At 63.8% G+C, this 10841-nt stretch carries 2 protein-coding genes; one reads left to right on the top strand and one right to left on the bottom strand.

Annotated elements, in window-relative coordinates; translation table 11 throughout:
- The first annotated feature begins 32 nt into the window (after window positions 1-32).
- Window positions 33-10124, top strand: coding sequence for a carbohydrate-binding protein (locus ACFOYU_RS07720; RefSeq protein ID WP_377033106.1), 10092 nt, complete (start codon window positions 33-35; stop codon window positions 10122-10124).
- A gap of 282 nt (window positions 10125-10406) precedes the next feature.
- On the opposite strand, the gene ACFOYU_RS07715 is transcribed toward ACFOYU_RS07720, so the two are convergent.
- A partial coding sequence (locus ACFOYU_RS07715; protein ID WP_377033105.1) for a hypothetical protein occupies window positions 10407-10841 on the bottom strand: 435 nt, incomplete at its 5' end.

Genomic DNA, 10841 nt, shown 5'->3' with positions numbered 1-10841 from the left:
AGCTCAAGCCGAGCTACAGCGTTGCCGTCACGGTGGATGACCCGGCCCTTGGCGCGGCCGGAACGGTCGAGCTGACCTCGGCCACCTTCACCCTGCCGATCAAGGATGTCGCCGACACACCCGCGCCGGTTACGCCCATCACCATCCAGGCCGAGGACGAGACCAAGGTCACTGTTGCGGACGTCGGCGGCCCCGGCACCAATCCCGTTGGGTCCGCAGTAACGCGTGAGGTCAACCAGGGAGCCCCGGATGCTTTCGGCAACTACCGTGCAGGTGCCATGGGCGACGCCTACATCGATTTCGGCACCAATCCTGGCGACAGGATCACCTTCAATGTCGATGCCCCGGCCGCCGGGACCTACAAAGTGGCTATCCGCTATGCCAATGGCGACGGCGCACAAGCAAACCGCCCGCTGGATCTTTCCGTGAATAGTGGTGCGATCACATCGGTGGCGTTCCCCTATACGGCCCCCGCTGCAGGCGGCGATGCATGGGAGGCTTGGAAAATCGTCGAGGTCGAGGTCGAGCTGACTGCCGGGACAAACCAGGTCGCTTTGACCATGCCGGCCGGTTCGACAAACGGTCCCAACATTGACCAGGCTGTCTTCACCTATCTCGATGGCTCCGGACCAACCGATCCGGAACCCTTCTCCGTCACCATCGAGGCCGAGACCTTCACCCCGCAGGACACGACGGGAACCGGCAATCAGATCACCCAAGCGCGGACGATCGAAAACAAGGAGCCCAACCTCCCGCTCCTGCGCGATGCGAACAACGACGGTCTCTGGGACAACTTCACCGGTGCAGGCTACCTGGATATGGGCGCCCAGATCGGCGATGCCGCCTCCTTTACGGTTACCGCACCGGAGGCAGGCGTCTACACCTTCACCTTCCGCTACTCCAATGGCGGCAATCCGCAAGGTGACCGGCCCATGGCTCTAACGGTGGGTGGGGAAACCAAGACGGTTTCTTTCCCGGGCACGACCGTCAACGGATGGGATAACTGGGCGACCGCAACGGTCGAGGTCGCGCTCGAGGCTGGCGCGAATACCGTCTCGATCGCCAACACGATTGCCAACGGTCCGAATATCGACAACGTCACGATCTCCCGTGACGGCGGATCAACCGATCCTGGTTCGGAGCCGGGCGACCGCTTCGCCGTCAAGATCAACTTCCAGCCCGAATCCTTCACCAATACGCCCACCGGCTATGTGGCCGATACCGGCTTGAAGTTCGGGGATCGCAGCGTCACGGTGGACGGCAAGGCCTATCGATATGGCTGGGTGACTGAAGCTTCGATCGCAGACGGGACGGCCAACGGAACGACCCCGGTCGAGATCAAGAACCTGATCGGCGGCATCGCGATCAACGACCGCACCGACGAGATCGCCGGTCTCGATCCGCGGCAGGGCACCTATGCGCACCTCAACCACCCGAGCTATACCCAAGGCACGAATCCGCCCGGCAATGCCGGCTGGGAGATGGAGCTCGAGAACGGCTTCTACGAGGTCACGGTGTCGATCGGCGACGCCGCCGGCCCCTATGATAGCAACAACGTGCTGCGGGCCGAGGGCGCGATCTTCAACGATCCATTCACCCCGTTCCGGCCGGCAGGCTTCCCGGCGGCGCCGCCGAACCTGAACCAGGATACGCGGGGTTTCAGATCCGACCTCGTCACCAAGATCGTGGAGGTCAAGGATGGCCGCCTAACCCTGGACGCAATCGGCACCGGCAGCTCCAATACGGAGATCCAGTACCTGGAGATCAAGGCGCTTCCCGACCTCACGCCGACCGACAATCAGGCTGCACCGGCAGATTATGCCTTCTTCACCAATCCACGCGCGATCAGCGGCGCGGGCAGCGAAATCCGCGAAGTCAATCTTGCCAGCACCACCCCACCGGCCGGTGTTGCTCCGTCCGCCGATCTCGTCCTCGGCGTTTCGGTGGTTGACGGCCGCGGCGGCGCGCTTCTGGAGAGCCTGACTGACGGGTCGATCAAGCTGTTCGAGACGGTCACGGGTCAGGAGGTGCCCTTCACGGTCAACACCACGGCTGGCTTTGACTCCATCACGATCTCGCCAACCGTCGATCTCAAGGCGTTCACCAGCTACTCCCTGAAGATCGAGGGCTTCCAGGATCGCGGGCTCAACGGTGACCCCACCGCCCCGACGCGCGAATTCCAGACGTTCTCGACGACGTTCGTCACGGGTGAGGCTGAAGTCGCAACGCGCAAGGAGGTGGCCTTCGCCCAGACGGAGGTCAACAGCGGCATGGCCTACATGTCGATTGCGTTGTCGCCGGATGGCAGCAAGCTCTATGTCTCGACGATGCAGGGTGAGATCAAGCGCTTCGATGTGAACTCCGCCACCGGAGCGCTCTCGAACGAGCAGACCCTGCATCTGAGCCACTTCGATGATGCGAGCGGCGCCGGCCGGCGCGGTATCGTTGGCCTGGTGTTCGATCCAAGTGATCCGAATACCCTCTGGGTCTCGGACAACTATCCGGTTCCGCTGTCAGGCACCGACACGGGTGTGCCGGACTTCAGCGGCCGGATCTCGAAGATCACGCTCGGGACGGGCTCGGACTTCACGGGTACCGCGACGACCTACATCACCGGCCTGCCACGTTCTGTGGGCGACCACGTGACCAACAGCCTCGAGTTCCGGGCCAATCCGAATGCGGGGCAGGCTGGAGAGCCGTCGCACCTGCTTTATCTGACCCAGGGCTCCAACTCGGCCATGGGACAGCCCGACAGCCAGTGGGGCATGCGTCCGGAGCGTCTCCTCAACGCCTCCATCATGGAGATCGATCCGACCCGGACGGCGCCGGCCGGGGGTTTCGATGTGACCACGGAACCCCTTCCCACCACGGGACCGAACGCTGGCCGTCGATACGCCGACACCGACAACAACCTCAAGAATGGCGGCATCGCCATTACGGACGGACAATATGCGGGCAAGTTCCTGCATTTTGATGCCAACGGTGTTGCATCGGTCCGCGAAAGCAACTCCGCGACCAGCACTTTGATCAAGGAGTACTACAACCCGTTCGCGCAGGATGCGGTTCTCAAGCTCTTCGCAACCGGCAACCGGAACTCCTACGACCTCGTCTGGCACTCCAACGGGTCCCTCTACGTGCCCACCAATGGTTCCGCGGCAGGCGGTAACGTGCCGGACGACCCAGCGACCTCCGTCAATGAAGCCCGCAACAATGTGGGTGTCCAGGACGATTATCTCTTCAAGATGAGTGAGGACGGCTATTATGGCCATCCCAACCCGCTGCGTGACAAGTACATACTGAACGGTGGCAATCCGACGAGCGGAACCGACCCGAACGAGGTCACCAGTTACACACCAGGAATCCAACCCGATCCGGACTACGTGGTGGCCGACGCCATGTCGCTCGGGCGAAACCGTTCCCCGAACGGCGTCATTGAGTACATGAGCAATGTGTTCGGCGGAAACCTGCAGCACAACATCCTGTTCACGGAATACTCGTCCGGCAACGGCGTTCGGTCGATCACGCTCGACGCGAACGGGTATCGGATCGCGGACGATGTTCTGCGGGATGTCAACGGCCAGCCGCTCACCTGGATTGACCCGCTCGATCTCATCGAGAACCCGAACACGGGGCAGATCTATGTCATGACGCTCGACCGCAGCAACGGCCAGAGCAAGATCATCCGGCTTGACCCGAGGCCGGGCGGCACCGTCGATCCGGGTGGCCCGGGAGGTCCGGGCGATCTCACCTCGATCATGACGGTGCAGGCCGAGGACGTGACTCCCAACGATGGCACGTCGGTCGCCATCGCTACGGGTGGCGGAGCGCAGATCGCAATCCGCACCTCCACGAACCCGGAGCCGAACTCCACTGGGCCCGGCTACGTCAACGGTCTCCGCCCTGGCGCTGTTGGCCTCGACGGCAACACCAACAACACCGACGGCGTTGCAGGTGGTTACGCGGATTTCGGTTCCACCAATACGGACTTCATCACCTTCACCGTTAACCTGACGGCGGAGCAGGCGGGCGACACCGTTCTCCGGGTCCGCTACGCCAATGGTGGGACCACGGACCGTCCGCTCGACGTCCTCGTCAACAATGTCAGCGTGGGTACGCCGACATTCAGCCCCCCGAGCGGTGTGACCGGCGATGCCGCCTGGTCGACCTGGCAGACGCTGGACATCCCCGCGAAGCTGGTTGCCGGCATCAACACGGTGACCTTCCGGTCGATCCAGAACACGGGTCCGAATATCGATCAGCTGGAGATCCTCAAGAACTCCGGGGCGTCCGATGGCACCTATGTCTACTACGAGGCCGAAGCGGCTCAGCTCGTCGGGGCCAAGATCATTCCGCACGCGCAATCCGACCGTGACGCGGAAGGAACCGGCTTCGTCGACTTCGACGGCACGGGCGACCAGACGATCACCTGGAACGTCGACGCCATCGGTCCCGGCACCTACGAACTCGGCTTCCGTTATGCCCTGGTTGCCGGCAAAGGCGACCGGCCGCTGCAGCTGAATGTCAACGGTGTCGATCTGCCCCCGGTCAACTTCGACGACCTCAGCACCGCGGACAATGACTGGCTCTTCAAAACCGTGAGTGTCCAGTTGCGGGAGGGCAACAATGTCGTCCGGGTGACGGCGCCGAACGCGGTCGGACCTGACATGGACCAGCTGCGCGTCACGAAGGATCCGGTTGATACCTTCGTTCCGTCCTATGCCGAGATCAACGGCACCGGCCGCATCGAACTCGAAAACGGCGAAACCGCCCACACGGTAAATGCGCGGACCGCCGACTTCTACTTCAAGGTCGCAGCGGATGGGCTCTATGCACTCGATCTCGCATCGAACGCCGGCGCGCCGAATGGCGGCTCTCTCGGACTCTTCCTGAACGGACAGGCAATCGACACTCTCGTCTATCCGATGCCTGGAACCGGCGAGCAGACAGCATATGTCGAGCTGAAGTCAGGGACCGAATACAGCCTCCGCGTCGTCTCAAGCGCCGACGGGGCGAACGTGCTCGACTATCTCGATGTCCGCACGGCGCCGACGAACGTCAATGCCGACATCGCCATCCAGAGCCTTGACCCCGCCTTCCACGACAACCGCCTGCACTTCAGCTACCTGGAGGATCCGAATGCGGTCGACCCGACCGCCCCCGATCGCGACTTCAAGGACAGCGGCACGGTCAGGATCACCAACACCGGTACACAGCCCCTCTCTGTGCTCGATGCCGATATCACGGGACCGTTCGTGCTCGCCAACCCTGCGATCTTGAACGGGCTCACTCTCGCAGCGGGCCAGTCGATCGACGTGACGGTCTTGTTCAACCGGGCCGCCTATACCCCGCCCACAACCAACATCGACGCGACCTCGACCATCTTCGAAGGGGCCATTCGCCTCATCACGAACGATGCCGAGAACCCGGTCTCGACGATTGATCTCGCCGGGTTCTGGCAGTCGCGGGACGAGGGCGGGCAGGAGCCGAACGTCAACGAGGTCTGGAAGATCTTCGGTTTCGGCAACGTGATCGAGAACCTGACCACCCGCGGCGGCGGCGAGAACTCGACCCTGAGCACGAACGATGTGTTCGCTAAGACCGATCCGACGGAAGTGCTCTCGCCCTACTGGAAGCTGGCCGACGGCGTCACATCGGCCAAGATCACGCACATCGCCGCCTTCCACGGCACCGGTGGCGCGACCATCCAGATCCACAACCCGAACAACAAGGGCCAGAACGTCCAATTCTGGAACCACGAGGGGACCGACAACCAGCGGCTGCTGCCCAACGTCGGCAATGACAGCACCTTTGCAACGCGCACCTTCACCCGGAATGATATTCCGGACGCGTGGACCGGCAACGACATGTTCGGCATTTCGGTGGCGGGTCTGTCCTCCGATCCGCGGCTCAACCCGAGAGGCGACGTGCTGGTGCCCGGCGCCCAGCAGGGGCACACGGTGAAGATGTTCCAGGCGCTGGATGCGAATGGAAATGTCATTCCCAACGTGTATCTCGGCATCATGGACTACACGGGCATCAACTACGACTACAATGACAACATGTTCGTCATTGAAGGTGTCGCGCCGGTCGGGTTCGGACAGAGCGTGGTGGTGCGCGGTCTGGACGATGCGGCGGCGGACGAGCGGCTGGTGTTCACCAACATCGAGAATCCGGTCAACGCGTCGCAGGCCTTCCGCAACGAGGCGACGTTCACGATCACCAATGACGGCTTTGCCCCACTTTCCATCGAAAGCATCACCACGGCCAACCCGGCTTTCCAGATCGTCGGAACGCCTCCCACTTCGATTGCAGCCGGCGCCACTGCCAATGTCACGGTTCGCTTTGTGGGGACACACCAAGGAACGACGGCCGGCGCCGATCTCTACCGCTCGACGCTCACGATCCGGTCCAATGATGTGAACCAGCCCGAGAAGGTGATCCAGCTCGCCGGCCTTGCCCAGGAGTTCTCAGAGAACAACTCCGAGCCCACCGTGGCACAGATCGTCGAAGCCTTCGGCTACGGAACCGACGTGGCGCAGGGTGAGCTGGCGGGCGGAGGCGTGGTCGAGACCATCGGGGACGAGGTTCTGCTGCCTTATCTCCAGCGGCTCGACGCGACCCAGCCGGTCGAGGTCATCCAGATCGCGGCCTTCCTGAACCAGGGCAACGTGGCTCGCCTCGGCTTCCACGGCCTCGGATCCTCGCAGGTCACCCAGCTCTTCGCTAACGACGACCAGCAGGGTCAGACCGTCCTGCCGGATCAGCTGCTGGCGGGGGCGGGATCGGGGGCGAATGTCGCCCGGGCGACGATCAACCACAACAATCCGTTCGGTCTCTACATCTCGGTGGACGGCCGTCCGACCTACGCGTCCTGGTCCGATCCGGAAGCCAACAAGATCGACCCGAACTTCGGGCATCTCGTCGGCGACAATCAGGGCCACCTGATCCGCTTCTTCCAGGCGCTGGATGCAAACGGAAACGTGATCGAGGGTACCTATATCGGCATCCAGGATTATCCGGGCGCCGGGAACTACGACTACAACGACCACATGTTCGTCATCAAGAACGTCAAGGGTTACGACCTGACCCCGGCCAACGATGCGAACAACAACGACATCAACGATGCGCTCGAGCTCGATGCGGACAGCGACGGCACCGTCAACTTCTTCGATCCGACCACCAACCCGGATCCGGGCGGCGGATTGGCGAAGGGAGACTACGTCACCGGCGTGAATTTCGGCGGGGGAGCCATCGCGAACGATCCGGTCCTGGGCGTCGCTCTCCAGGCGCAGTCCAGCATCTCGGTCACCGGGTCGGTCAATCCGGCTGCCGGGACGGACAGCGCCAGCAACCCGAACGGCGCGAATGCCGTCGCAGGATCCGCCTTCAAGACGTACGAGGACGGCACCAGCTGGAACGCCGCGATCAACGTCGCGAACGGAACATACGTGGTCGTTCTTCACACCCAGGAGACCTACTGGAACCAGGCCGGGATGCGCCAGTTCGACATGTCGGTGAACGGCAGCCTGGTCGCCAATGACCTGGATGTCTTCGCCAAGGTTGGCGGCGACAAGCCCTACGCGGTCGAGACCCTCGTCACCGTCACGAACGGCGTGATCTCGATTGCCCTCGACTCGACCGGACCGGACGGGATCGACAACGCGGCCCTCAACGCCGTGACCGTGTACAAGTACGCCGGTGCCGGCGGCGGGCAGACGCCGTTCAGCGGAACCCCCCTCCAGGTGGGAGCCACGACGGCAGCTGTGACCATAAACGCGACCCAGTTCGACTTTGGCGGTCAGGGTGTGGCGTACAACGACACCTCGCCGACCACGGACGAGGGCGGCACGGCCGGGCGCAACGAGGGGGTCGACATCGTCGGCAACAACACGGCCATCGGCTGGATCGCCAACGGGGAATGGGTCGAGTACACCATCAACGTGGCCCAGGCGGGTAAATACGACCTTCGCTTCAATGCGGCCACGCCGGATCCAAACCGGACCATCACTGCCTCCTTCGAGCAGAACGGCACATTCTACGCGACGGCCAACCCTGCGAATGTCGTTGACACCAACAACTATACCTCCTTCACGCCGACCCAGCCGGTTCAGGTCGACCTCAAGGCGGGCGTGCAGACCGTGCGTCTGGCCTTCAGCGGCGGTTCCATGGACCTCCAGTCCTTCACCATCGACCGGGCCAACATCGCTCCGGTGGTCGCACAAGCCGTGGCAAACCAGACGGCAACCCAGGGTCAGAGCTATAACTTCGCTCTTCCGGCGACCGTCTTCAGCGATGCCGATGGTGATACGCTGACCTATACGGCCAGCGGTCTGCCGCAGGGGCTCTCAATCACGCCAGCCGGCGTGATCAGCGGAACCCCGAGTGCGGCAGGCACCTTCGCGGTCACGCTGACCGCGTCGGATGGTGCGGCCAGTGCGGCAACCACCTTCAACCTGACCGTTGCGCCCCCGACATCGACCCAGCAGCCTTATGGCGGGACGGCGCCGGGCTTCGTCAACGGCTCGCTGACGGTGGATGCCTCCAACTTTGACCAAGGAGGGCAGGGCGTCGCCTACAATGACAATGCCGGCAAGGATGGCGGCACCGGCTTCCGGCCGGGCGATGCGGTCGAGTTCGTCGGAACTCAGAACGACATCGGCTATGTCCGTCCGGGCGAGTGGGTGGAGTACACCGTCAACGTGCCCCAGAGCGGCACCTACAAGCTCAGCCTCATGGCCAAGACGCCGCTCGGCAATGCCACGGTGGCGGTCTCGCTGGGAGGCGGCGCGCCGCTGGCGACCGTGGCCCTGCAGGACGGCGGGACGAGCTTCGGCAACGCGCCGTTCCAGGCCACCGCTCCGGTGGAGCTGACCCTGCCGGCGGGGCAGCAGACCATCCGTCTGGCCTTCAACGGCACGCCGGAGGGAAGCTCGCCCTACATCCTGGACCTGCGCTCCTTCACCTTCGACTACGTGCCGCCGCCGGCCAACCAGCAGGCGCCGTTTACCGGCACGGCCATCGCGGTGGGGGCCAATCCGGTGGTGGTGGACGCCACGAAGTTCGACTTTGGCGGTCAGGGTGTGGCGTACAACGACACCTCGCCGACCACGGACGAGGGCGGCACGGCCGGGCGCAACGAGGGGGTCGACATCGTCGGCAACAACACGGCCATCGGCTGGATCGCCAACGGGGAATGGGTCGAGTACACCATCAACGTGGCCCAGGCCGGAACGTACGACCTGTCGTTCCTGTCGGCTCTGGGCGCGCAGGGCGGCAGCGCCCGCTCGATCACGGCCACGTTCGAGAAGGGCGGCACGGTCTACGAGACGGCCACTCCGGTGGGGGTGGGCTTCACCGGCGGCTGGTCGAGCTTCCAGCAAACCGGGAAGGTGCAGGTCGATCTGGAGGCAGGCGTGCAGACCGTGCGTCTGGCCTTCGGCGGCGGCTCCATGGATCTCAAGTCCTTCACCCTCGACAAGGTGGACCAAGCTCCGGTTGCTGCTCCTCTGTCAGGTGCTCAGGCCCTGTCGGCGAGCTTTGACGGAGCGGCGTATCTTGCGGCCAATCCGGACGTGGCGGCGGCCGGCATGGATCCTCTCGACCACTATGTCCGCTTCGGCGCCGCCGAAGGCCGGAGCGCGCCGGGTCTCGACCCGCGCCATGTGGTGGGACGCGAGATCACCGACGGGTTCGACAGCGACTTCTACCTGTTGAACAATCCGGACGTGGTCGCGGCCGGGGTGGAGGCCTCCTTCCACTTCGAGAACCACGGCTGGAAGGAGGGGCGCCATGCCAACGCCTTCTTCGACACCGGGTTCTATCTCGAGAGCAATCCGGACGTGGCCGCGGCCGGGATCAACGCCCTCGACCACTACCTGCGCTTCGGTGCCGTCGAGGGCCGCGACCCCTCCACCGGCTTCGACAGCGACTTCTACCTGGCGAACAACCCGGATGTGGCAGCCGCGGGGATCAACCCCCTGGAGCACTTCCTCAAGTTCGGGATCAGTGAAGGGCGCAAGTGCCACGCCGATATGATGGCGCGGCACAGCCAGGAGGCCCCGGTGGCGGTTGTCGTGCTCGATGAGGTGGGTCCGCGTGATCCCGATGGCTATCTCATCGGCTGAGGATCATCGGATCGGCCGATCCGGTCTCCTGCCGGGGTCTGCTCCAGTAAGGGCAGGCTCCGGCGGCGGGGCCGGATCTGCCACACGCGACCCTCGGGTGATGGCGCAGAACCAAGGTACGACGCGCGACGGCAACCGTAAGCGGTCATAGAGAACCCTTTGAAAGTTGCACCGGCCGCACGTGCGGCCGGTGCTCAAGACAGGCCGAAACCAGGCCCGGGACACGGGAGCCGCAGCCTTGCCAGTACCCATCAGACGTTGGTCTGACCAGGTGGCGGGACCTCAGTCCGTATAGGCGGCGCACCAAAATTTTCTCAAGATCATGGCACGGCTCACGCCCTTCCAGCTGCCGAATGGTAAACGTGCATGACCCTGACGCTCGATCATCACCACCTTGACCACCTGCGCCCCGTCCGAATGCGTGGGATCGGACATGCCAGCGGCTGCGGCGATGGCGTCGATGATCCGCCCCAAGGTGCCGCACGGCTTCGTGGCGGCTTTGATACCGACAGCGCCACCGGAAGCGGCATGTTCAGCCAGCCGTCTCTCGTGTCTGGTTTTGTTGTGGGTCAGTTTGGTTGTGAGCCTGGCCCTTGCGGCAAGACCGGATCGGCGCCCGCCGGGAGCCCTGCCCCCCGCCGCTCCCGGCGGGTCAGCCGGCCCCGGGCCGAGCCGCTCCTGTCCTTTCCTCTTCATCTGTCCTGTTCTTCGTTGATC

This window comes from Microvirga sp. GCM10011540 (assembly GCF_042650665.1).
Taxonomy (GTDB): Bacteria; Pseudomonadota; Alphaproteobacteria; order Rhizobiales; family Beijerinckiaceae; genus Microvirga; species Microvirga lenta.
This window is presented reverse-complemented; position numbering and strand designations above follow the sequence as displayed.